We start from the raw sequence: 23,297 nt of genomic DNA, 5'->3' as shown, positions 1-23,297 counted from the left end.
CCGGCTTTTTATCTTTTTAAGCGGGATGTTTAATAATTAAATTCTATTAATTTTTCGGAAGAGCCGAAAAATAATATCCTGGCAGTCTTTACTCTGCCAGCTGTATCAAAAGTGTATGTATTGCTATATCTGGTATGATTGGTTGAATAATAGATGTTATCAATCAGTTTACCATTCATCTTTGGAAAGGGAAGGAAGGAGAGCATTTGTAAGTAATCATTGGAAGACGGATAGTAACCGGAGGGCATGGAAGGAAATGACAGGGAGCATACGTTGGTATAGTTCTTGGTGCCTAGAAAGGTTACAATTACGGTATCGATACAATAAGGACACGAACCGCAGGATGGCCCTTCTGAGACGACAACAAGGCTGTCCTTTCTGCCAGCATTCAAAAAAACTGACCGGTGGATGTAAGCATATAGGGGGAATAACCGCTATTGGTTTCATAACCATAATACGGCAGTTCCTTTATGCTGTTATCGCTGTCATAGGTGAAGCCAACCTGACCGCTCACCTGAAACGGATTATTCCTGTTTATGGCATAATTGTCATTGACGCCGCATATTCTGTTGTCATCATCCAAAAGCACAGATAGGCAACGGTATCTCCATCATATTCACTTAAATCTTCATCTTTTCCGAAATAGACAAAGCGGTTCTGTGCAAATCTGGACGTGTTAATCAACACACTTGTATGCCCTATGTTGTCATAGATGCTGTCTGCAAATATTGTGTCTGAATGGGAGAATAAGCGGATATTTAAAACAACAGAATCAAAATTCCCGCTTATGCTTTTCTCTTTTACAATTAATTCGAAGGAATGGTACTGATGATTGAGGGCCCCGGTGAGTCGTTTGAGCAGGATGATGTAAAGGTAAATGCAACCAGACAAAGCGAAACAACCCGGATAACCTTTTTCATAAGATTTCTTTAGAGTATTAAAAGTAATCAAACTTGACCGGCAATCAAACCAGAAAGAGCGGCAGTTTATATATGCCGCTCTTCAGGTAAGATATGCGATGCTTGGTTTATTGTCCCTGCCCTTTCCATGGTTTAGGTCCTTGTCCACCTGGTTTGTTCGGCCCGCCTTGTTGCGCCTGTTTCATCAGCATCTTTTTGAAATGTTCTTCGGCCGTTATCAGCTTGGCAACCTTCGTAGCTGGCAGGATTTTTCTGAACTCAGAGACGTACTTTTTTATCAGGTCCAGATCTTTGGCCTTAAATTCTACATATTTGGCAATGGCCTGTTCGGCTTCCGCATTGGTAAAGTCTCCGTCTTCTTTCAGTTCTTTTACCATTCCGATGGTGGACTGACGGATTTGTTTCTTTTCCGCTTCGTACTGATTAAAAACCGGCCAGAACTTCTGGGATTCTTCAGGGGTCAGCTTGAGCTTATTGGTAATAAACCCGATTTTCAGGGCTTCAATCTTTTCATTTCCCTGTCCTTCCGGGGGTAATGGTTCTGCCAAAAGCGAAGTAGTCACGCTAAGCATCAAAATAAAAATGTTGAGTATTGTTTGCATGATAGTTAATTTTAATTGTTGTTAAAAGATATCCGTGGAGGCATCCTCCAGCTCAAAAGTTCCGGCATTCTGCTCAATGTATTGATTAATCTCCTGTTTGTTGATTTCAATCGTCTTTTGCTCCCTACTGGTTATTTCAGGTTTTACCATATCCTGAACCTGATGCACATCAAAGTCATAGCTGTTTTTGTACATGTAATTATAAATTTCCTCCTGTGTCAGGCAGGCAATTCCATCTTTGCAATCATCTGTAGCGATAGATTGGTTGTTGAACAGGCTGGCACCCAATACCACTACCAATCCTATAACGGATGCCGCCAGGGCAGCACGGGAAAATAATTGTATAATGGAGTTCTTCCCGGAAATGATCGGAATAATTTTTCCTTTCTGAAGGATGGATTCTTCCGTTTTAATCTTAGCTAAGAGTATATCTGAAAACGTATCAAAATATCTTTCCGGAACCTCCTGTTTTTGTTTGTTTATTGAAGACAGGATACCCGGTCTCGCCTGAATGTGCTCAAAAATGACATTTTCCAGATTAACAAAGTAATTAGCCGGAATGGATATAGTTTGCTCCTCTTTCTTTAATTTGAAAAGAACGGGAGAAATAGCTTTCAGTTCATCCAATATTTCTGTTGAGTTGCTCATTGTAATTTTGACTCATTATTTTTTAAAAGGTTTAATCAGGCGGTCAGCATTTCTTCAATTTTTTTTACGGCATGGTGGTAAGAGGCTTTTAAGGCGCCGACAGAAGTGTTCACAACAGTGGAAATCTGTTCATAAGGCATCTCATCATAGTACCGCATGATAAATACCTGTTTCTGTTTATCCGGAAGGGCATCAATCGCTTTCTGCAGTTTAGCCGTTAATATATCAGCATCCGTTGTGTCGGTTCCTCCTCTGTAGTGAGCGGTCGTTTCCGAAATATCTGCCGTTGCGTGCTTCCTGGCTTTGTTTAAGTAAGTAATAGCCTCATTGCCGGCTATTCGGTATAGCCATGTATATAATCCCGACTCCCCTCTGAAATGATCCATCCCACCCCATACCTTTATGAAGGTATTTTGCAGCACGTCATTCGCATCTTCATGATGATGAACATACCTGCGCACGTGATAGTACAGCTTTTCCTGATAGTTGGCTAATAAATGACGAAATGCCTTCTCCTTGGAGGCGGGGTCCTTAAACAGGGATAAAATTTCTTCGTCAGTTAAAGGCATATGACACATTAGACGCTGAAAAACAGCAAAGGTTTAATCGTAATTACTCCGAATACGACTTAAGGTCTCAAACGTCATGCCTAAGTAAGAGGCAATGATTCCAATAGGAGCCCTTCGAATGATTTCTATTTTATTCTTGAAAAGATAATCATAACGTTCGGCAGAGCTGCTGAATTTTAGACGGTAGGTTCTGGATGCGAGAGAATTATAATGATACTCGGCCATCTTTCTTCCTATGCGCTCCATGATAGGGTAGGTTCTGTATAATTCCTGCAAATCATTGTAATGGATGGCGTGCAGAATGCTGTCTTCAATCAATTCAATTGACTCGTTGGAAGGTTCCCGTGAAATGAAACTTGAAAAAGAGACCAGCAGTTCGCCCTCAATTACAATATCATTGGTCAATTCTTTGCCTTCATCCGTGAAATAGTTTCGTGCCATTCCCCTCTCCATAAAATACAAATAATCACAAACCTTTCCCGCTTTCAGTAAGATTGTCTTTCTGGGCAGTTCAACTGTTTCCAGTAGAGACTCAATATGGATGGCCAGGTCTTCCGGAAGATCTTCATATTTCTTCAATAAGGCACTGAATGATTTTTTGTTGCTTTTACTCATTTTTTTATTTGACTTTTATCAAACAATACTATCTGTTATTGTCTCAACTTTGTTTGGCAAAGGTGTCGTTCACACTATCTTGCAATCAAATTACTTTCTAAAGATAAAAAATAAATAGATGTCTTCTACCGGATTTTCAATAAGCAAATACCATGATATCAAACCGATTTATGAGAAACTGAATAAATTGGTTGCCCTGCCATTGCAGCAGATCCAACCACAGGCCATGCAGGAGTATCTGAATTATTTCCAAACTAAATGTACGTCCTCTAAAAAAATGATTGATGAGGCTAAGAAATATATTCCCGGTGGCGTACAACATAATCTTGCCTTTAATTATCCGTTTCCCATTGCTTTTGCCAAAGCAGAAGGAGCTTACCTGTATGATGTGGACGGAAACAAATACATCGATTTTTTACAAGCCGGCGGACCTACGGTTTTGGGCAGCAATTACGAATTGGTTAAACAGAAATCGATAGAATTGATCAATGAGTGCGGCCCCTCTACAGGATTGTTTCATGAATATGAATTAAAACTGGCAGAGGTTATCTGTAAACATATGCCATCCGTAGAGATGTTCAGGATGCTGGGCAGCGGTACGGAAGCCGTTATGGGCGCCTTGCGTCTTGCGCGTCTTGTAACCGGTAAAAAGAAGGTGATTAAGATGGGCGGCGCCTATCATGGCTGGAGCGACCAGATGGTGTATAGTCTTCGCATACCCGGCACTTTTATTTTTGATGCGAAAGGAATTCCGTTTGCCAGTTCCTGGCACACACAATCTGTCCCCCCGAATAATATTAAGGCATTGGAGTGGACAATGAGAATCAATCAGCTCAGAGGCGGAACGGCTGCGGTGATACTGGAGCCGATGGGTCCGGAAAGCGGCACATATCCTTTGTATAAGGAATATTGCAGCCAGGTGCGTGCTCTTTGCGACAAGTATGGTGCGTTGTTGATTTTTGATGAAGTTGTTACCGCCTTCCGAATAGGATTAAGCGGTGCTCAGGGATATTTGAATGTCATGCCGGATTTGACTATTTTTGGAAAGGTGGTAGCGGGTGGTTATCCTTCCGCAGGCGGTATTGGCGGCAAGGCAAAATATATGCAGGGGCTGGCGGCCGGGCTGGAAGGGGGTAAAAAAGTAAAGGTGGGCGGTACGCTTGCCGGAAATCCCTTAAGCTGCTGCGCCGGTTATCATACCTTAATGGAAATCGAACGTACCAACGCCTGTGAAAAAGCAGGAAGAGCAGGTGATCGGTTGACCAAGGGATTAAATGCCCTTATTGATAAATACGGTTTGCCGTTTGTTGCGTTCAACCAGGGTGCTATCGTACACCTGGAAACTGCCGGCACATTGTATGTGAAGATCAAATACCTGAAAATAATACAGGTGCTGCAAGAGATTGATCTCAGAAAAAAACTGATGGAAGAATATGGAGCTGCCTATATGGCGGAAGGTATTGTTACATTGGCCGGCAGCCGGCTTTATATGAGCCTGGCAGATACGGATGAGGTAATTGACGAGGCGCTGAATCGGTTTGAAAGGGTGTTTAAAAATGTACAGAAATAATGAGCTGTTTTTTAGCATATGATGTAGGAACCAGCAGCGTAAAATCCATTCTCGTGGATGAAGCCGGAACTATCATTGCTTCTGCAATAGAAGAATATCCTTTGTATATGCCTCGTCCGGGATGGGCGGAACAGGACCCGCAGGATTACTGGGAGGCGGTCTGCAAGACTACCCGAAAGATGATAGCTGATACACAGATTGCTTTGAAGGATATCAAAGGGATTGCATTTACTACTCAGGCTATGGGTTTGATTCCGGTAGATAATTCAGGCAATGTGCTGCATCGGAATATTTCGTGGGTGGACGGAAGAGCCGAAAAACAATCCCGCCGAGTCATGAACCGGTTTGGCGGCAAGAAATTAATCCAGCTTATTATCGGTGTCGCCCTGATGGGAAAAGATGTCATTCCCAAAATGCTCTGGCTCAAAGAAAACCGTCCGGATATATTCAACAATACCTATAAATTTCTGGATGTAAACGGCTATCTGCGTTACAAATGTACAGGAAAGATGATGACGGAATGGTCAGGTGCCTGCTCTTATTCATTTAGTGTAAAAAAGAAGGATTGGGAGCGGTTATTTTTTAAACTGACAGGAGCCGGCACGGATAAATTACCGGATTTAATACGCTCCATCGATGAAGCCGGAAAACTGACGGCACAGGCAGCGCAGGAGATGGGTTTATGTGAAGGCATAAGCGTTTACGGAGGCTGTGATGATACACAAAGTGCCGCATTGGGCACCACTGCCACCGAAGAGGGGGAAGCTCATATTTACGTGGGTACTTCTGCCTGGGTGGGTGTTGCAACAGCAAATGACAGAGGGTTTAAAAATTCGGCAATGACCATGCAGAGTGCAGATCCCGATATGAATTTAGTATTGGGAATTACTGAATCTGCCGGAGCCAATACAGAGTGGCTGTTATCTACATTTTACAGACATGAAAAATCAACCCTGCCACCGGCAGCATTGTATGAGTTGATGGAGAACGAATTCAAACAAACTCCCGCAGGAGCAGAGTATCTGATTCTAACGCCTTGGTTTTTAGGTGAGCGATGCCCGGTAAGCAGTACCACAACGCGGGCTACTATTTTCAATTTATCGCATCAGCACAGCCGGGGTCACATCACACGTGCACATTTTGAAGGGATAGCTTATAACCTGCGGTGGACTATTGAAAATTTTGAAAAAGATTTTGGGTTTGATATTCGTGAGCTAAAGATTGCCGGGGGTGGCTGTTTTAATAAGACATGGATGCAGATCATCGCCGATATCACCCAGCGGAAAATTATTACCACTTCCCAGCCTAAAAATGCAGGCGCATTAGGTGCTGCCATGTGTGCCATGGTGGGCAGCGGTACCTGTAAAAGTTTTAGTGACATTCAGCAGTTGATTCATACAACAGCTAACTATACCCCCCATACTGAAAATAAAGAAATTTACAATCTGCTGTTTGGAAAATATAAATCGGTTTTCCATCAATTGAGGAAAACCTATGACGGTGTTAACAGCGCACGCTTTGAAATATAATAGCAATGGATATTGACATAATTAAACTACAGGTATGCGATGCCGGCAAACAATTGCTGAAAGAGGGACTGGTGGCACGGACATGGGGAAATGTAAGCATTAGGGTGAATGACCATCAAATGGTCATTACGCCAAGCGGCAGGAAATATGATGAGCTGACACCCGACGATATGGTACTGGTGGATATTTATACATTAAAGTATGAGGGTTGTATAAAACCATCTTCCGAGTTGAAGTTGCATTGTCAGGTATATAAAACACGGCCAAATATAAATGCCGTCATTCATACCCACCAGATGTATGCATCCATTGTAGCGGCGGCGCAAAATGATGTTGTGGTACTGGATGAAGAGCATCAGAAGATATTGGGAGCTAAAATCATTAAAGCGGCTCCTTATGCATTGCCCAACACTAAAAAGATTACGGTGGAAACCGAAAATGCTATCGGGCAATCGAATGCTGCGCTGATGTCCAATCATGGCGTGGTGTGTATTGGCACTTCTTTGGAAAACGCCTTTGAAGTGGCACGAACACTGGAAAAAGCCTGTGAACTTTTCATTGCTTCAAAAAAACAAGTCGCATAATAATAGTAAAACACATAGAGACATAGTAATAAAGATAGTAAAAATGGTAAGCAGTAATTTGTAGTTTGTTATAGTAATCATAGTGTAAGCATTGCTTACAGCTATGCGTATCTGAACGAATGAACAGAATTGCAATGTCTGAATATGCTATAAATAAAAAACTATGTGCCTATGTGTTTAAAAAATTAGATATTGATGAACAAAGAAGAAGCGATACAGATACTCTTAAATGCAGCCAACTATTTTGAACAGCAGGGGGCAGGATATAAAAGCTGGGGAAAGGTGGAGGTCGTTCAGATTGCCGTTCGATTAGATAATAATGATATTTTACTAACCGATAAAAACGCTTCTTTGGCGTCCCTTACAATATCGGAAATAAGTGAGGATAAAAGCAATTCTTTCTTTCACGGGATTTTCTCAAAAAGAAGAAACATACAGGTTATCCTGTTGACACAACAGGAGTATGCGTCAAAGGTAAGACGCGACATACCTCCTATTTTAGACGACCAGGCTCAACTGTTAGGTGTTTCCGTTCGCATTGCCAAATCCGAGAAAGATGTCGAGCATTCGCTATGCGGGCGATTTGCTTCCATCCTGCCGGATGGTAAGAGCATCTGTATGGGTAATGATATGGAAGAAGCGTATGTGGCTGCACAACTTCTGGAGAAAACCTCCAAGGCTTTTATTGAAGCAGAATACCTGGGGGGTGCAAAATCCATAAATAAGCTGGAAGCCTGGCTGATGCATAAATTTTATCAGTTCAAATATTCTAAAGAAGCGAAGAAAAACAAGTAAATTGCTGCCGGAATAAAAATGAAGATAAAATCCACCATAACGCTCCTTTTTATTTTCATATTGCTCAGCAGTTTTAATAAGAAACAGGGGCCTCCGCCTTTGTTACCCAATGTTATTCTTATTGTAGCGGATGATTTAGGTTACGGTGATGTAAGTTGCTATGGCCAGACTAAATTCCATACGCCAAACATTGACCAGCTTGCAAAAGAGGGTATGCTTTTCACCCAGCATTATGCCGGAGCGCCGGTTTGTGCACCTTCGCGTTGCGCTTTGCTGACCGGCAGACACACCGGACATGCAAGCATCAGAGGCAATAGGAAAACCAATAAGGAAGGAGATTATCCTTTGCCGGAGGCCGACGTTACCATACAGCAAATGTTCCAAAAAGAAGGCTACACTACAGGCATGTTTGGAAAATGGGGATTGGGTTATCCTGGTTCTTCCGGAGATGTAATCAACAAAGGAACGGATTTTTTTTTCGGATATTACGGGCACCTTGCAGCGCACAATTATTATCCCGAATATCTCTGGAACAACGATGACAAATTTTTCATCAACAAGAATAATCATTACAGTAATAATGTGTACGCTCCAGCCTTGATTCAGGATAGTGTACTGACGTTTATAGAGAGGAATAAGAATCGCCCTTTCTTCCTGTATTTGCCCACCACGATACCACACGCGGAATTGGCAGCACCTGAATCCTATATGTCAAAATACAAGGATAAATTTGGCGAAGAGCAACCGTATAAAGGAATTAAAACGATTAAGGTAGCAACGAGGTTTGGTGCCTACGATGCACAAAAATCACCAAAGGCGGCTTTTGCAGCAATGATAAATGTGCTGGATGATCAGGTGGGACAGATGATTGCAAAACTGAAAGAAGAAGGTATCTACGACAATACCATCATCATCTTTACCTCCGATAACGGACCCCACAAAGAAGGCGGCGCCGCTCCCGATTACTTCAACAGCAACGGCGGATTGAGAGGATACAAAAGAGATCTATACGAAGGAGGCATCCGCGTTCCGCTTATCATGAGTTGGCCAGGAAAAATAAAATCCGGCAAATCAGATTTCATCTCCGCTAACTGGGATTTGATGCCGACATTTGCTGATATCATTCATACGGAGCCGCTTAAAAATGTGGATGGTGTTTCTCTTTATTCTGTTATATTTGACCAGCTGGACTTGCAGATGCAACACCCGTATTTATATTGGGAGTTTCACGAAGAAGGCGGAAAGCAGGCGATAAGAGAGGGTAAATGGAAAGCAATAAAATTAAACGTTATGCATTCCGCCAAGACCAGAATAGAATTATATGACCTGGAAAAAGATGTTTCGGAAACGAAAGATGTCTCAGGGCAGTATCCTGAAATTCTGAAACACATGATAGAATTAATGAGAAAGGCACATACATTCAATGCGGCATTCAAGTTCTAGAGAGAGTATCTAAAATTATTAAGATGAACAAAATAAGTACTTACCATATCGGCATCTTAGGCGATATGGATGCTTCAGAAACTGCGATGAAAATTAAAGCAGGGGAAATTTCATCACAGGAAGCTGTCGCTTGTGCCATCGAGCGAGCAAAAGCATCCGATGGTGTCATCAATGCCATCGTAAATCACGATTACCCCAAGGCAATAGAAACTTCCAGGCAGCCGCATACCGGAACCTTTGCGGGGGTGCCTACTTTTATAAAAGACTTAAACGATGTGCAGGGCCTTCCCACCTTAAAGGGTTCGAGCGCCTTTAAAGTATTACCGGCGAAAAAAAATGATAAGATTGTCGACCAGATTTTATCCATCACCGGCAGTGTGATCTTGGGTAAAAGCAGTACATCCGAATTTGGATTGCTGCCTTGCGGGGAAACCTTACAGCATGGCGAGACGAGAAATCCCTGGAATACCGATCATTCCACCGGCGGTTCTTCGGCAGGTGCCTGTGCACTGGTAGCGGCAGGGGTGGTGCCATTTGCCCATGCTTCTGATGGTGGTGGTTCCATCCGGGTTCCCGCATCCTGTTGCGGACTGGTAGGATTAAAACCATCGAGAGGCAGAAACATTATTTCCATGACACAGCTGGTGCCGTTGGATATCACGCAGGATGGAATTGTGAGCAGAACGGTGAGGGATACGGCTGCTTATATGGCCGGGTTGGAGCAATACCATAAAAACCCGGATTTGTTGCCGATTGGACAGGTCCGGCATGCCGGTAAAAAACGATTGCGCATAGCATTATTTACAAAATCCTCTACGGGAGTGGAAAGCCACAGTGATGTGACAGACACCGTTTTACAAACCGGAAAATTATGCGAGCAACTGGGGCATGAAGTAAGTTATATCGGCAATCCATTTGAACATAAGATTACACGAGATTTTATGATATACTGGTCGTTCCTTTCTTTTGCCGCCATGTTGAACGAATATGTAACGGTTGGTTTTTCTTTCAATCATTTCAAAACGGCGAAATTCACGAAACAATTAGGCGGATTTTTCCCATTGCTTTCTGTTCGTGCCGCCACAAGTATCCGTAATCTGAAAAATCACACCAACGATTATAATCAGTTGTTTGAAAAATATGATGTGTTGCTGAGTCCGACCTTATCCCATCCGGCACCTCCCATCGGGCATTTCGGCACAGAGGTGGATACGATTGATGTGATTATGAAACTGAACAGTTATATCAATTTCACCACCACCCAAAATATAACCGGAGCGCCCGCCATTTCATTGCCTATGGGACTGAGCAGAGACGGTTTGCCTGTTGGTGTGCAGTTTGCAGCTATGTCGGGACAGGAACGTATCTTACTGGAACTGGCATACGAAATGGAAGAGGCGAAACGGTTTACCTGTTTGGCAAATGTTCCGTACAGCAAATAATTCCATCATTTTTTTGTAAGGTTTCAGAAAATACTGCTTAAGGTGTGCATTGAATTTTTATCATAATTTTAAGAAACAGAATGTTGTTTTTCATTTATGGATGCTTACTTTTAGAATTATTCTCTCTGAAATTTTTTTAATGAAAATGTTTACCATAGATATTCACTGTCATCCCAATTTAAAGTCTTTCAATTCCGGACACCCTGAACCTGCGGCAAATATGTGGGATTCCATACAGCATAAGATTGACGGAAAAGTTGCGCAATCCATCAGTGAACTGGTGACGCATATTCACATGGAATCGCAATGCAATCTGGACGCCATGGCTGCCGGAAATGTTCGCGTGTTTCAGTTGTCTTTATATCCGACAGAAAGAGGTTTTTTGCATCTTCGCAATATTCCTAAGATATTAGTCGGTAAAAGAAGAATCAATATCGCACAGGAAGTGATTACCGGTTATGCCGCCAGCTCTATTGCTTTTCAAAAGAAACAGTATAACTATTTTGAAGACTTGCTCGCAGAATATGAATATGTAAAAAATCAGCAGGGAAAAAGCCCGGATGGCAAAAGCGAATTTGTGCTGGTGAATAATTATAAGGAACTGGAACAGGCCCTGAAAATGGAAAATACACTTATCGGTATTGTAACCATAGAGGGCGCTCATGTACTGGGTACCGGAGCACCAACGACAGACCAGATTCCGAAAGATGCGCTGATAAAGCAAATGACGGAGAATATACGGACAATAAAGAACTGGGAATATCCGCCTTTTGTAATAAACCTGGCACATCATTTCTGGAATCATTTATGCGGACATGCCACCAGTTTTAAAAGGCCTATCAATGGACTGGTGAATCAGAATAAAGGAAAAAACAAAGGCATTACCGAGGCTGGATGGCATGTGATAAGAGAGCTGCTCAGCGCTAATAACGGCAAGCGTATTTTAATAGATACCAAACACATGAGTGTGGCTGCCCGAAAAGAATATTACGCGTTTATCGGCAACCACAATTATTTAAATCCAAAGCACAAGATTCCGGTCATCAGCAGTCATGCCTGTGCCAGCGGTTTTAAAACGCTCGATTCATCGATACGCCAGAATGATATTATGGTTAAGGCCCGTAAGGCCCGATTGTATAAGTGGAGTATCAATATTTCTGATGAAGAGGCGCGCATCATCCATGACTCGGAAGGGCTGATTGGTTTGATGATGGATAAAGGAAACCTGGGCGGCCTGGATTTGATCAAAGCCATCGGTGAGATACCGGATGCGGAAAAAAAACGCCGTGAGTTTGCGCAGTTGTTTCTGGACAACGCCTTCCAGCTGGTGAAAGCGGTGGGCAAAAAATCCGGATGGGATATGATTGCCATCCGAACAGACTTTGACGGTACCATTACCCATATTGACCCATATGAATCGGCATCGAAAATGCCTTTGCTGCTGCATGATTTACTGGATTATCTCGAAAAAAACAAATATCAGAAAGAGTTGTGGTATGGCTATACGCCGGTACAAATCATTGAAAAGGTATTTTATAAAAATGCGATGGATTTTTACAAGAAGTTTTTTGTATAAGTTCTTGTTTTAATTCTTATTCGTTAGAGGTAAATGCGAGTTATCGCAAAACGGGCTGCTCTTTGTGAGTTTGCAGTTACACAATCTTACCACTCCATCCTTTTTAGCCTCAAACAAAACAGGTTTATGTTTTGTGCCGTGATGGGAGCCATCACAGAAAGGCTGGGTTTTGCTTCTGCCGCATTTGCACCATAAATAGGGTTCGCCTTTTTTTAATTCAACAAGCACCGGCTCAGCCGTTTTGGTAAATCCTTTATCGTAAATCTTTGAAAGTTCGCTGTTGTCGTTCTTTGATTTTACCATAGGATAGAAATAGCTTTCTGTCCAGTGTTCTTTCGGGTCATTCTGTAAACCATAACTCGCCGGATATTTTCTTGTAAAAACAGCGGTATTAAACAACTGATCCCAAATCGAGAACATATTCCCGTAATTCCCGTTCGGATCGCTGATGCCATCCAGTTTTGATTTTCCGTGATGGGCATGATGAAAGGCCGGTGTGACAATGATTCGTTCAACAACACTCAGTAACAGATTCAGGAATTTAATTTTATACAGGGGTTTGTCCCATAGTACGGTGCTGTGCGAACTGATGATGACCAGTTGTTTCAGCACCAGGCCAACGGCGACAGCGACACCGCCACCCAGAAAAGTCAGGATGCCCATCCACCAGAGATTCGGCATCAGCACATAGTATAATCCGGCATTGCGGTAGGAAATAAAAAAGCCCATTTCTTCTGCCTGATGATGAGAGCGATGCAGTTTCCATAAAAAATCATATTCGTGTCCGCTCCGGTGATACCAGTATTGCAGAAAGTCATCCACCAGCAAATAAACCGGCAACAGAATCCAGATACTTACCTGGCTGAGGGAGTTGTTGTATGAGCTGAATAAGGAATTTCCAAGGGCAAAAACCGCCACAACGGTTAAAGGTTTGATGACCAGTGACAGCACCATAAAACCGCCAGCTTCCTGTATCCAGTCGTTGAAATTCTTCGAGGAGTTTTGTAATCGTCCGGAGATGATTTCCAGCATACTGAAGAATATAATGATGCCTATCACCAGATAAGCATTGTAGGTATTTATTCCTGACAGAATATTCTCCATCTATGGTTATTTTCTTGCCATCACCTTTTCTGCAGCAGCAATGATATCTTTCGGCATCAGACCGTATTTTTCCAGCAACTGATCCGGTGTTCCGCTTTCGCCGAACGAATCATTTACCGCCACATATTCCTGAGGATATGGTTTGTTTTGAATCAGCACCTGCGCCACTGCATCGCCCAAGCCGCCATTGCGCTGATGCTCTTCGGCCGTTACCACACATTTTGTTTTTCCAACGGATTTCAGAATCGCATCCACATCCAGTGGTTTTATCGTGTGCATATTAATCACCTCAACGGAAATACCGCGCTTTTCCAGTTCCTGCCCTGCCACCACAGCATGCCAAACTAAATGACCACAAGCTATAACCGTTACGTCCGTTCCTTCTGATAAAAATTGAGCTTTTCCGATTTCAAACGTCGGGTCTTCAGCAGCCGTAAAGATGGGCCATACCGGACGGCCGAAACGCAGATACGTTGGTCCAACCCGTTCAATGATCGCCTTGGTGGCCAACCTTGTTTGGTTGTAATCGCAGGGAACAACGACGGTCATGTGCGGCAGCATTTTCATCAGTCCTATATCTTCCAGAATCTGATGCGTGGCGCCGTCTTCCCCTAAAGTCAGACCTGCATGAGAACAGCAGATTTTTACATTTTTGCCGGAATAGGCTACGCTCTGGCGAATCTGGTCGTACACACGGCCGGTGCCGAAATTGGCGAAGGTGGTGGCCACCGGAATTTTTCCACCGATGGTTAAGCCAGCCGCGATGCCAATCATATTGGCTTCCGCGATGCCGGTTTGCACAAAGCGTTCCGGAAAGTCTTCGATGAATTTTTCCAGTTTCAGTGAACCTACGAGGTCGGCGCACATGGCCACAACATTCGGGTTGGCTTCTCCTGCTTCGTGAATACCCACACCAAAACCGGAGCGTGTATCTTTTTTATCGGTGAAGGTGATGTTTTGTAAACTCATTTTTATTTTTTTGTGCTTTTTTCAAATTAGCGAATCATCTCGCTCTAATAATCTCCCACCGTTTCTTCCAGTTGTGCAAGTGCTTTGTCTTTCTGTTCGTCGTTCGGTGCGCTGCCGTGCCATTTGTGCGTGCCCATCATAAAGTCAACCCCAAAGCCCATTTCAGTACGCATTAAGATCACAATCGGTTTGCCTTGTTTCGCTTTCAGTTGTGCCTGCGTGAGCGTAAACACCACATCTTCCATCACATTGCCTTTCATTTCCAGCACTTCCCAGCCAAAGGCTTTAAACTTAGCAGGCAAATCACCGAGGTCGCACACCTGCTGTGTGGAGCCATCTATCTGTGCATCGTTCCAGTCAACGGTAACGATTAAATTATCTACTTTTTTAGCCGCAGCAAAAATGGCCGCTTCCCAGATTTGTCCTTCCTGCAATTCGCCGTCGCCGGTCAGCACATACACCAGTCTGTCATCACCGTTTAATTTTTTTGCCAATGCCGCACCAATCGCTACTGAAATGCCTTGTCCTAAAGAACCGCTGGCAATGCGAATGCCGGGCAGTCCTTCGTGTGTCGTCGGGTGGCCCTGTAAGCGGGTGTTGATATGACGGAAGGTGCCCAGTTCTTTTACATCAAAAAAACCTCTGCGTGCGAGTACACTATAAAATAATGGTGAAACATGACCGTTTGACAGGAAGAATAAATCTTCACCAATGCCGTCCATCTTGAAATCGGTGTTTACGTCCATGATTTCAAAATAAAGGGCCGTCATAAAATCGGCGCAGCCCAGCGAGCCGCCCGGATGTCCGCTCTTGCATTGGTGTACCATGCGGATAATATCTCTGCGTACCTGTGAGGCTGTTTGTTGAAGTTCGGCTATTTGCATGCTTTAGGGGTAAGTGGTCTGTAATCAATTGAATCGGTTTCTGCTCCAAAAAAATTCTGGAATCAGAAAGACACACAAAAATATTAAAATAAAAGATGGATGAACGGAAAAGTTTTATACACTCAGGAATAACTATTCCGGAATTTCAGAATAGTTCTTTCCAAAACTTACCACGGAAGCTTAATCTTAATCTTGTCTTTTACCGCATCTTTGATATTGTTTACAGGATTGCCGGATCTGGTGGTGTCTTTCTGTCCGGTCAGGATTTCCTGTACTTTATTTTTCACCTCCTGCTGCACTTGTGTTTTAAGGGTATCCAGTGTCTGTTTGGCCTGCGTTTGGGCTTCCTCCTTGAGTTGTTGTACCTGCTGCTGCACCTGCTCTTTCACTACATCTTTCATCGTTCCGGCGCCGGTAGTACCGTCCGGTTTTCCCATCGTGATTTTAGGGTCTTTGAAGGTGCCACCGATTTTCATATTCAACCGGATGATTTCGGGCACCATGCCGTTCAGTTGCGGAATCGGATTTTTAGCTAACAGCCCCTGCGCAAAATTGGAGGCTTGCCCTAATTCTTTCCACGGAACATCAATTGCAACGGCATAATCCATGGTCTGGTCCAGACCCTGTGAGCCGCCGATGGTCATCTTCAGGTTGTTCACTTTTGTTTCAAACGGTGCAACTAAAATCCGGCCGTTTGCCACCGTTGTTTTGATATCCAGATTTTCGATGCGCAGATTTTCCAGTTGTTTGAGTTTGGTCTGTTCTACGATTTTCTGCAGAGCGGGAACGCCGGTTACATTCGCCAATGGCATTTTGAGGCTTGCCGTTCCGTTCAGGGAATTCATGTCGGGTGATAAATCCGGATTGATTGCCATTTGCATGTTCATATTGGATCCAAAACTGCCGTTCACATATTTCATAATCGGCGCCGCCTGTTTCATGCTGCCCACATAGGTATAAACCTGCTGTACATCAAAATTCTGGATGTTATAGGTCAGGTTACCGGTCGGGATGTCATTCTTTGTATTATAGTACCCGCTGACGGTAGCCGAACCGCCTAAAAGATTAGCCGTCAGATTGTTTAAGTTGAGCTGTTCGTCCTTCAGGTTGATTTTGCCTGCTACGTTTTTCAAAACCAGTTTATCATACAGTAATTCGCCGATAGTGGCAACGCCTGTAAAGTCAATGTTTTTGGGAAGGCGGACCACTTCTTTGGCCTTCTGTGATTTGGGTTTGTTGGCAGCGGTAGAGTCCGGTAAAAACTCATTGGTATCTAACCTGTTGGATGCAATGGATACATTTCCGGCAATGACGGCATCTTTTGATAACAGATACCCAATTACATTTTCCAGTTTTCCCTTGATGTCAAAATCACTCTTTCCTATGGCTGCCTTACATTCGGTGACTTCAACAAACTGAGGTGAAAAATTTAGTAACAGATTCCTCACGGAAACAGGCTTCGGCACGTCTTTGGACGCGTATTCTATACCGGTGGCGGAGATATTTCCGGCAGCCTGGATGTTTTGATAACGTTTTGCATCTACATCCGATTTTTTTGCTTTTAATGTGATATCCACATTCGCATTTCCGGCTAACTTCTGTACACCATCCAACGGGTAGAATTTTTGTATATCCGGTAAATTGATTTTTCCTTTTGCAGATAAATCGACAGCAGGGTCGGAAACCGGTGTGGTTACATTTAAGCGGGCCACAACAGGCTCGTTCGCCATTCTGAGCCGTAAGTCAGGAATGTTTACAACGGTGTTATCGAGACTGCCGCCGGCATTTTTAACATGCGCATCTATAAAGATATCGCTTACGGCGGTGGGCAGGTTCGGATACTGGAATTTTCCGTTGTCCACTTTTATGTTTAATGCAAATGCAGGATAAGAGTTACGCTGATAGACACCTTTCAGCATGCCGTCCAGTGCTAAATTACCGGACGTCTTTACGGCATCAAAATCTTTCGCATAAATCGCAGGAATTAATGATAACAGGGATTTAAAAGTGGTTTTGTCTGCTTTGAAGGTGATATCCATTTTTGTTTGTGTACTGTCCGGCATTTCTATAAAACCATTGAACAGCAAGCCCAGATCATTCAGGGAAAGTTTATTATCTTTAAAGGAATACTTCTTTTTTTGCTGGTCGATAGTCAGTTTGCTGTCGAAAGCAAGAGTGGCATTTTTGAGATAGGAGATAATCCCTTGCGAAAAGTTTATCTTTTGTATATCGGTTTGGGATGTATAGTCGAACACATCCGCCGTAAAATCTCCTTTGCCCGTGTGTTGTAAGTTATCGAGTTTTAGATGGTTGTCGTTTTTCAGGTCGTCGTAAGTCAGATTGACATTGGACAATATTAGTTTATTCAGAGCCAGTTTAAAGGGCTTATCTGCACTGGTATCTTTGGATTGCTTCACTATATTCCAGTTTTCCAATCCGTCTTTGTTCACAATGGCATTTAAGGCAACGTCGCTTAATTCTATTTGTTCTACCTTGTATTCGTTTCCTTTGAGTATGCTCATCAGGTCCAGTGAAACTTTTGCATTCCCGAGGTTCAGCAGCGTATCGCCCTCAAACGGAGCGTTGCCGATGATGACCAGATTGTCTATGCCTAATGCGATATTTGGAAAATTCCGGATGTTTTTCAGCAGGGATAAGTCAATGCTTTCAAAATCGGTTTTGGCGTCAATATAGTTTCCGATCTGTTCTTTTGCTTTAGCAATAATTTTATCTTTGAATAGAAATGGAAGAGCAACGGCTGCTGTAATCAATAAAAATATCAAACCAACAAACACATAATAAAACTTCTTCATACGAATTATATATTTAATGCTTCAAGATACACTTTTCTTTTTTTGTAATTGTTAGGATTAACATTATTTACAATAAAAGCTACAACTCACTAATCACTTCAAACCCTTTGTAGCTACCTGTAATGGCTAAACCCAATACTTGTTTGGTAATACCTTTGTCCTTTATTTTATTGGCAATCTCATTCATGGTTGCACCCGAGCCGATGGCATCATCTATCAACAGAATTTTTTTATAATGAATTTTTTCACGAACCAAAAAGCTCATTTGTGTATTGGCAATTCTTTCATTAATTTTCGATAATGCTTTTTGTGGGATTACTATCTCAGATTTAACCTTTTGAACATCGATTTCTATTTTATTTACAGCAAGATGTTTTTTCAGATAATGCATTATTTGTATTTCCCGTTTTATTGTTGGTGGCACAAATAAAATCGCATCTGGTTTTATTTCTTTAACAATCTGATGAATGGTGTCTTTTGTTTCTTCAACAATTTGCGCCATTAATGTTTTATTCTGACCTTGCTTGGCATAGTGCATCAATGTTCCTAATCTTGTTTTTCCAAAACGCTCAATTGCATAAAAATCTAAATACATCATTTTGTCAATTCCAATTTTCTCAAATCCAACTGTATTTATTAATTTCTGTGTTCCATCAATGTAAATTTCATTGTTATAAAATTTGAGATATTTTTTTCGAGTGTTGATATATTCGTCAACCGTTTTTTCAAAAGGTAATTTTTGGCGTTTGCACCAAACTTCCATTGCTTCTTTGCCTTCTAGTTTTTCACCTTTTTCAGAAATCCACAAAAAATGTTGTTGCAAGAAAAGTTGTTGCTCTTTTGGTATGTGTACACTTGCCTTTATTATTTCCGGTTCGCTACATTTATAGTACGTTAAAGGCGGTCTGCCAACTTTAATCACTATATTTTCTTCTAACAATTCATTTAAAACACGATGAATATATTGCCGTGAAAAGCCAGTCTCGTCAGCAATTTCACCAGATTGCAATTCTTTTCTATTTTTTAATAGGTTGATTATCTTTTGTTTAGATTTCATTTAGTTTACAGTTTACAGTAAAGTGTAAACAAATGTACAAAATATTTTAAATTCTCCAAAATTGTTATTTCCCAAAAGTTTATTCTTTTAGTGTTTTTAGAGACCAGCTAACAGTATAGTATAAATATCTTATAATAAATAATACAATTAATAGAGTTAATGCTACAATTTTAATATTGTAGTAAACATCATTTTCTGTAAGAATCCGGTTGCTGTATCTTCCATACAATTTTGTATTTGCTATGTATGCGTTAATTTGCTCACTTTCTTCGGCAGATAACTTTTCAGTTAATTTCTTATTAAGTTGATTTAACAATTCAAGTGCGTCAACTTCTTTTGAGGCATTGTCTTCTATTTCGTTCCTCGAAGATACTATAGGGATATTATCAGTTATTTTCCCAATTAATTTTAAATCACTCCTATTTGTTGTAAAATCACCAAGAATATAAATTGGTATGGTGTAATCAAATTTGCCATTATTAAAACATACAAATTCAATATTCTTTTCTTGTAAGAAAGAGTAGTTTTTTTGTAATTCAGCTTGCGTTTTATTTAATTTATTACTATTTTTTTTGTTGTAGGTAACAATAGAAATACAAAATAATCCTACAATAAGAGAAAAACCTAATAGATACAAAATCTCACGAGCAATTCTTTTCTTCATATTAGTTTAAAAATAGACATTTAATTTCTAATAGAAAAATGAAAGAAAATAATCTGTTAATTCTTAAATGCGTAAATTTGTCAGACAAGTCACTTGTATGCAGGCAACAGCACCTTATCAACCTAAACACAAAATACGCATAGTTACGGCGGCTTCCCTGTTTGACGGGCACGATGCAGCCATCAATATCATGCGGCGTATTATTCAGGCTTCCGGTGCAGAGGTTATCCATCTTGGGCATAACCGTTCCGTGGCCGAAATTGTGAATTGCGCCATAGAAGAAGATGCGAATGCCATTGCGTTGACATCCTATCAGGGCGGCCACCTGGAATTTTTTAAATACATGTATGATTTGCTGCACGAAAGAGATTGCGGCCATATTAAGATATTCGGCGGCGGTGGAGGTACGATCCTGCCTGCGGAGACAGAGGAGCTGCATGCCTACGGCATTGACAGAATCTACTCCCCGGACGACGGAAGAGCGATGGGCCTGCAGGGTATGATCAATGATTTGCTGGCGAAATGTGATTACCCGACCGGAAAGGATATTGGGTTTGACATTGATGGGATAAGAAATAAGAACCCCAAACAACTCGGCCAGTTGATTTCCTGTGCGGAAAACTTTCCGGAAGAATTTGAAAAATTAAAATCTCAAATCCTGCCTCTCCAATCTCCTCTCCCGATTCTGGGGATTACCGGTACCGGCGGAGCAGGCAAGTCTTCGCTGACAGATGAACTGGTGCGTCGTTTTATGCTGGATTTTCCGGATAAAACCATCGCCATCATTTCAGTGGACCCTTCTAGGAGAAAGACCGGCGGAGCCTTGCTGGGGGATAGAATCCGGATGAACAGCATCAACAATGAGCGGGTGTTTATGCGCTCCATGGCTACCCGTCAAACCAACGCTTCCATTTCCAAAGATGTGACAGATGCCATCCAGATTTTCAAGGCAGCAGGATATGATTTGATCATTGTTGAAACATCGGGCATCGGTCAGAGCGGAACGGAAGTCGTAGATATTGCCGATGTCTACATGTATGTGATGACGCCTGAATTTGGCGCCGCTTCACAGTTGGAGAAAATCGACATGCTGGACTTTGCGGACATCGTAGCCATCAATAAATTTGACAAACGAGGTGCACAGGATGCCCTGCGAGACGTGAAGAAGCAATATCAGCGCAATAGAAATCTATGGGATAAAAACCCGGAAGACATGCCTGTATTTGGCAGTATCGCCGCCCAGTTCAACGATCCGGGAACTAATGAATTATATTTACAGCTGGTTAAAATCATTACAGCGAAATGTAACATGGATTGGAAGAGTTCATTATCCCTCCGTACCGGAGGTTCCGAAAAGATTTATATCATTCCCCCCAACCGAACCCGTTATTTATCCGATATCACCAAAACCAACCGCGATTACGATACCTGGGCAAAAGAACAGGGTGAGATTGCCAATCAGTTATATGCACTTGATAAATTAAAGTCAATGGTCAATGGTCAATGGTCACAGGTTAAATATGTTATGGATAATGGACTATCGACTATCGACAAAGAATTAAAACTAAAACTTCATCCCGAATGCCAACAAATACTGGAAGACTGGAAAGAAAAGAAACAAAGTTATGCCGGGGAATATTACGTGTTCAAAGTGCGGGAGAAGGAACTGAAAATAAAGACACATACCGAATCGTTATCGCATCAGCAGATACCTAAGGTGTCTTTGCCAAAATACGAGGCTTGGGGCGATATTCTGAAATGGAATTTACAGGAAAATGTGCCCGGTGAGTTTCCTTATGCCGCAGGTGTGTTCCCTTTTAAGAGAGAGAATGAAGACCCAACACGCATGTTTGCCGGTGAAGGCGGGCCGGAGCGCACCAACAAACGCTTTCATTATGTATCGTTAGGCTTGCCTGCCAAGCGTTTATCTACCGCATTTGACAGCGTGACGTTGTATGGAAACAATCCCGATTTTCGGCCGGATATATACGGAAAAATCGGAAACAGTGGTGTCTCCATCTGTACATTGGATGATGCCAAAAAATTGTATTCCGGTTTTGATCTGTGTTCGCCGAATACATCGGTTTCCATGACGATTAACGGGCCTGCACCTACCATCTGCGCCTTCTTTATGAATGCAGCCATTGACCAGCAGTGCGAAAAATATATTCGCGAACATCATTTGGTGGAAGAAGTCAATCACAAAATTGATAATATCTATAAAGATAAAAAGGCTAAACGACCATCCTATCAGGGTGATTTACCGGAAGGGAACGATGGCTTAGGATTATTGTTGTTGGGTGTTACAGGAGACCAGGTGCTGCCAGAAGATGTCTATGAAAAAATAAAGGCGCATGCACTATCACAGGTTCGCGGGACGGTACAGGCGGATATTCTTAAAGAAGACCAGGCCCAGAATACCTGTATTTTCTCGACGGAGTTTTCCCTGAAATTAATGGGCGACGTACAGGAGTATTTTGTGCAGCACAAGGTGCGTAACTTCTATTCGGTTTCTATCAGCGGTTATCACATCGCGGAAGCCGGGGCCAATCCTATTTCACAGCTTGCTTTTACCTTGGCAAACGGGTTCTCGTTTGTGGAATATTATTTGTCGCGGGGAATGCATATTGATGATTTTGCACCCAACTTATCTTTCTTCTTCAGCAACGGTATTGATCCGGAATATGCGGTCATCGGCCGTGTGGCCCGAAAAATATGGGCGAAAGCGATGAAGTATCTGTATAAAGGGAATGACAGAAGCCAGAAACTGAAATACCATATACAGACATCCGGCAGAAGTTTGCACGCGCAGGAAATTGACTTCAACGATATTCGTACGACCTTGCAGGCTTTGTACGCGATTTATGACAACTGCAATTCATTACATACGAATGCGTATGACGAAGCGATTACTACACCTACGGAAGAAAGTGTGCGACGCGCGATGGCGATCCAACTGATTATTAACAAGGAACTGGGACTGGCAAAGAATGAAAATCCACTGCAGGGTTCTTTCATTATCGAAGAGCTGACGGATCTGGTGGAAGAGGCGGTATATGCGGAGTTTGACCGATTGACAGAGCGCGGCGGTGTGTTGGGTGCGATGGAAACCATGTATCAGCGCAGCAAGATACAGGAAGAAAGCATGTATTATGAAATGAAAAAACATACCGGCGAATTGCCGCTGATTGGTGTGAATACATTTTTGTCTTCCAAAGGTTCGCCCACTATCTTGCCGCTGGAAGTGATACGGAGCACGGAAGAAGAAAAGCAACTGCAGATAGATAATTTAAAACGCCTGCACGAACGCAACAGCAAAGAGGCACAGCAGTATCTGCAGCAATTACAGCAAGCAGCATTGAACAATAAGAACTTATTTGATGTATTAATTGAAACTGTAAAATACTGCAGCCTCGGACAAATCACCAATGCATTATTTGAAGTAGGCGGTCAGTACAGAAGGAATATGTAGTTTGTTAAAAATAAATATCATAGATTTAGAGATAAAATTAT

At 42.3% G+C, this 23,297-nt stretch carries 20 protein-coding genes; 8 read left to right on the top strand and 12 right to left on the bottom strand.

What is annotated here, in order from left to right:
* Positions 1–29: 29 nt before the first annotated feature.
* From IPM95_15800 to IPM95_15775, 6 genes are all read right to left on the bottom strand, one after another.
* Positions 30–392: a hypothetical protein gene (locus tag IPM95_15800; protein MBK9330721.1), complete on the bottom strand. Its 363-nt coding sequence runs from the start codon at positions 390–392 to the stop codon at positions 30–32.
* Entirely contained in the window at positions 389–589 is a 201-nt protein-coding gene (locus IPM95_15795; protein ID MBK9330720.1) for a hypothetical protein, read from the bottom strand. The genes IPM95_15800 and IPM95_15795 overlap by 4 nt, the downstream gene beginning before the upstream one ends.
* A gap of 438 nt (positions 590–1,027) precedes the next feature.
* A complete protein-coding gene (locus IPM95_15790) occupies positions 1,028–1,522 on the bottom strand; it encodes a hypothetical protein (GenBank protein MBK9330719.1) in 495 nt (164 codons plus the stop codon).
* Between the two features lie 21 nt (positions 1,523–1,543).
* The gene (locus IPM95_15785) at positions 1,544–2,170 is read right to left on the bottom strand and encodes a hypothetical protein (GenBank protein MBK9330718.1); all 627 of its coding nucleotides are present in this window, start codon (positions 2,168–2,170) and stop codon (positions 1,544–1,546) included.
* 35 nt (positions 2,171–2,205) lie between these two features.
* Entirely contained in the window at positions 2,206–2,739 is a 534-nt protein-coding gene (locus IPM95_15780) for an RNA polymerase sigma factor (GenBank protein ID MBK9330717.1), read from the bottom strand.
* A 33-nt stretch (positions 2,740–2,772) separates the two neighbouring features.
* Positions 2,773–3,354 (bottom strand): Crp/Fnr family transcriptional regulator, encoded by a 582-nt coding sequence (locus tag IPM95_15775; protein MBK9330716.1) that lies wholly within the window; start codon positions 3,352–3,354, stop codon positions 2,773–2,775.
* A gap of 118 nt (positions 3,355–3,472) precedes the next feature.
* On the opposite strand from IPM95_15775, the gene IPM95_15770 reads away from it, so the two are divergent.
* The 7 genes from IPM95_15770 (at position 3,473) to IPM95_15740 (ending at position 12,293) form a co-directional block, all read left to right on the top strand.
* The gene (locus IPM95_15770; GenBank protein ID MBK9330715.1) at positions 3,473–4,924 is read left to right on the top strand and encodes an aminotransferase class III-fold pyridoxal phosphate-dependent enzyme; all 1,452 of its coding nucleotides are present in this window, start codon (positions 3,473–3,475) and stop codon (positions 4,922–4,924) included.
* Positions 4,924–6,453, top strand: coding sequence for an FGGY-family carbohydrate kinase (locus tag IPM95_15765; GenBank protein MBK9330714.1), 1,530 nt, complete (start codon positions 4,924–4,926; stop codon positions 6,451–6,453). Before IPM95_15770 ends, IPM95_15765 begins: the two co-directional genes overlap by 1 nt.
* A 5-nt stretch (positions 6,454–6,458) precedes the next feature.
* Positions 6,459–7,037: a class II aldolase/adducin family protein gene (locus IPM95_15760; protein MBK9330713.1), complete on the top strand. Its 579-nt coding sequence runs from the start codon at positions 6,459–6,461 to the stop codon at positions 7,035–7,037.
* Between the two features lie 195 nt (positions 7,038–7,232).
* Positions 7,233–7,832 (top strand): hypothetical protein, encoded by a 600-nt coding sequence (locus IPM95_15755; GenBank protein ID MBK9330712.1) that lies wholly within the window; start codon positions 7,233–7,235, stop codon positions 7,830–7,832.
* An 18-nt stretch (positions 7,833–7,850) separates the two neighbouring features.
* The gene (locus tag IPM95_15750; GenBank protein ID MBK9330711.1) at positions 7,851–9,275 is read left to right on the top strand and encodes an arylsulfatase; all 1,425 of its coding nucleotides are present in this window, start codon (positions 7,851–7,853) and stop codon (positions 9,273–9,275) included.
* A 23-nt stretch (positions 9,276–9,298) separates the two neighbouring features.
* On the top strand, positions 9,299–10,717 hold the full coding sequence (locus IPM95_15745) for an amidase (GenBank protein MBK9330710.1): 1,419 nt from the start codon (positions 9,299–9,301) through the stop codon (positions 10,715–10,717).
* A 139-nt stretch (positions 10,718–10,856) separates the two neighbouring features.
* Positions 10,857–12,293, top strand: coding sequence for a membrane dipeptidase (locus IPM95_15740; protein MBK9330709.1), 1,437 nt, complete (start codon positions 10,857–10,859; stop codon positions 12,291–12,293).
* Positions 12,294–12,302: 9 nt separating this feature from the next.
* Here the strand turns inward: IPM95_15740 and IPM95_15735 are convergent, their stop codons facing one another.
* From IPM95_15735 to IPM95_15710, 6 genes are all read right to left on the bottom strand, one after another.
* The gene (locus tag IPM95_15735; GenBank protein MBK9330708.1) at positions 12,303–13,397 is read right to left on the bottom strand and encodes a sterol desaturase family protein; all 1,095 of its coding nucleotides are present in this window, start codon (positions 13,395–13,397) and stop codon (positions 12,303–12,305) included.
* 6 nt (positions 13,398–13,403) lie between these two features.
* Positions 13,404–14,366: a transketolase family protein gene (locus IPM95_15730; protein ID MBK9330707.1), complete on the bottom strand. Its 963-nt coding sequence runs from the start codon at positions 14,364–14,366 to the stop codon at positions 13,404–13,406.
* Between the two features lie 44 nt (positions 14,367–14,410).
* Positions 14,411–15,250, bottom strand: a complete 840-nt coding sequence (locus IPM95_15725; protein MBK9330706.1) for a transketolase — start codon at positions 15,248–15,250, stop codon at positions 14,411–14,413.
* A 167-nt stretch (positions 15,251–15,417) separates the two neighbouring features.
* Complete coding sequence (locus IPM95_15720; protein ID MBK9330705.1) at positions 15,418–18,063, bottom strand: AsmA family protein; 2,646 nt, start codon at positions 18,061–18,063, stop codon at positions 15,418–15,420.
* A 79-nt stretch (positions 18,064–18,142) separates the two neighbouring features.
* Positions 18,143–19,120 (bottom strand): HTH domain-containing protein, encoded by a 978-nt coding sequence (locus tag IPM95_15715; GenBank protein MBK9330704.1) that lies wholly within the window; start codon positions 19,118–19,120, stop codon positions 18,143–18,145.
* 79 nt (positions 19,121–19,199) lie between these two features.
* Positions 19,200–19,784, bottom strand: coding sequence for a hypothetical protein (locus IPM95_15710; GenBank protein ID MBK9330703.1), 585 nt, complete (start codon positions 19,782–19,784; stop codon positions 19,200–19,202).
* Between the two features lie 97 nt (positions 19,785–19,881).
* Between IPM95_15710 and IPM95_15705 the strand changes: the two genes are divergently transcribed.
* Complete coding sequence (locus IPM95_15705; protein ID MBK9330702.1) at positions 19,882–23,256, top strand: methylmalonyl-CoA mutase family protein; 3,375 nt, start codon at positions 19,882–19,884, stop codon at positions 23,254–23,256.
* Positions 23,257–23,297: the final 41 nt, after the last annotated feature.

It is taken from the genome of Sphingobacteriales bacterium (assembly GCA_016719635.1).
Taxonomy (GTDB): domain Bacteria; phylum Bacteroidota; class Bacteroidia; order Chitinophagales; family JADIYW01; genus JADJSS01.
Note: the sequence above shows the minus strand (reverse complement) of the source record. Positions and strands in the feature narration are given on the sequence as shown.

Excerpts from the sequence above, each read along its gene's own strand:
- IPM95_15785 (MBK9330718.1), bottom strand. The coding sequence starts at position 2,170 with ATGAGCAACTCAACAGAAATATTGGATGAACTGAAAGCTATTTCTCCC.
- IPM95_15775 (MBK9330716.1), bottom strand. The coding sequence starts at position 3,354 with ATGAGTAAAAGCAACAAAAAATCATTCAGTGCCTTATTGAAGAAATAT.
- IPM95_15750 (MBK9330711.1), top strand. The coding sequence starts at position 7,851 with ATGAAGATAAAATCCACCATAACGCTCCTTTTTATTTTCATATTGCTC.
- IPM95_15745 (MBK9330710.1), top strand. The coding sequence starts at position 9,299 with ATGAACAAAATAAGTACTTACCATATCGGCATCTTAGGCGATATGGAT.
- IPM95_15720 (MBK9330705.1), bottom strand. The coding sequence starts at position 18,063 with ATGAAGAAGTTTTATTATGTGTTTGTTGGTTTGATATTTTTATTGATT.
- IPM95_15730 (MBK9330707.1), bottom strand. The coding sequence starts at position 14,366 with ATGAGTTTACAAAACATCACCTTCACCGATAAAAAAGATACACGCTCC.
- IPM95_15755 (MBK9330712.1), top strand. The coding sequence starts at position 7,233 with ATGAACAAAGAAGAAGCGATACAGATACTCTTAAATGCAGCCAACTAT.
- IPM95_15790 (MBK9330719.1), bottom strand. The coding sequence starts at position 1,522 with ATGCAAACAATACTCAACATTTTTATTTTGATGCTTAGCGTGACTACT.
- IPM95_15770 (MBK9330715.1), top strand. The coding sequence starts at position 3,473 with ATGTCTTCTACCGGATTTTCAATAAGCAAATACCATGATATCAAACCG.
- IPM95_15735 (MBK9330708.1), bottom strand. The coding sequence starts at position 13,397 with ATGGAGAATATTCTGTCAGGAATAAATACCTACAATGCTTATCTGGTG.
- IPM95_15740 (MBK9330709.1), top strand. The coding sequence starts at position 10,857 with ATGAAAATGTTTACCATAGATATTCACTGTCATCCCAATTTAAAGTCT.
- IPM95_15780 (MBK9330717.1), bottom strand. The coding sequence starts at position 2,739 with ATGCCTTTAACTGACGAAGAAATTTTATCCCTGTTTAAGGACCCCGCC.
- IPM95_15725 (MBK9330706.1), bottom strand. The coding sequence starts at position 15,250 with ATGCAAATAGCCGAACTTCAACAAACAGCCTCACAGGTACGCAGAGAT.
- IPM95_15715 (MBK9330704.1), bottom strand. The coding sequence starts at position 19,120 with ATGAAATCTAAACAAAAGATAATCAACCTATTAAAAAATAGAAAAGAA.
- IPM95_15705 (MBK9330702.1), top strand. The coding sequence starts at position 19,882 with ATGCAGGCAACAGCACCTTATCAACCTAAACACAAAATACGCATAGTT.
- IPM95_15765 (MBK9330714.1), top strand. The coding sequence starts at position 4,924 with ATGAGCTGTTTTTTAGCATATGATGTAGGAACCAGCAGCGTAAAATCC.
- IPM95_15760 (MBK9330713.1), top strand. The coding sequence starts at position 6,459 with ATGGATATTGACATAATTAAACTACAGGTATGCGATGCCGGCAAACAA.
- IPM95_15710 (MBK9330703.1), bottom strand. The coding sequence starts at position 19,784 with ATGAAGAAAAGAATTGCTCGTGAGATTTTGTATCTATTAGGTTTTTCT.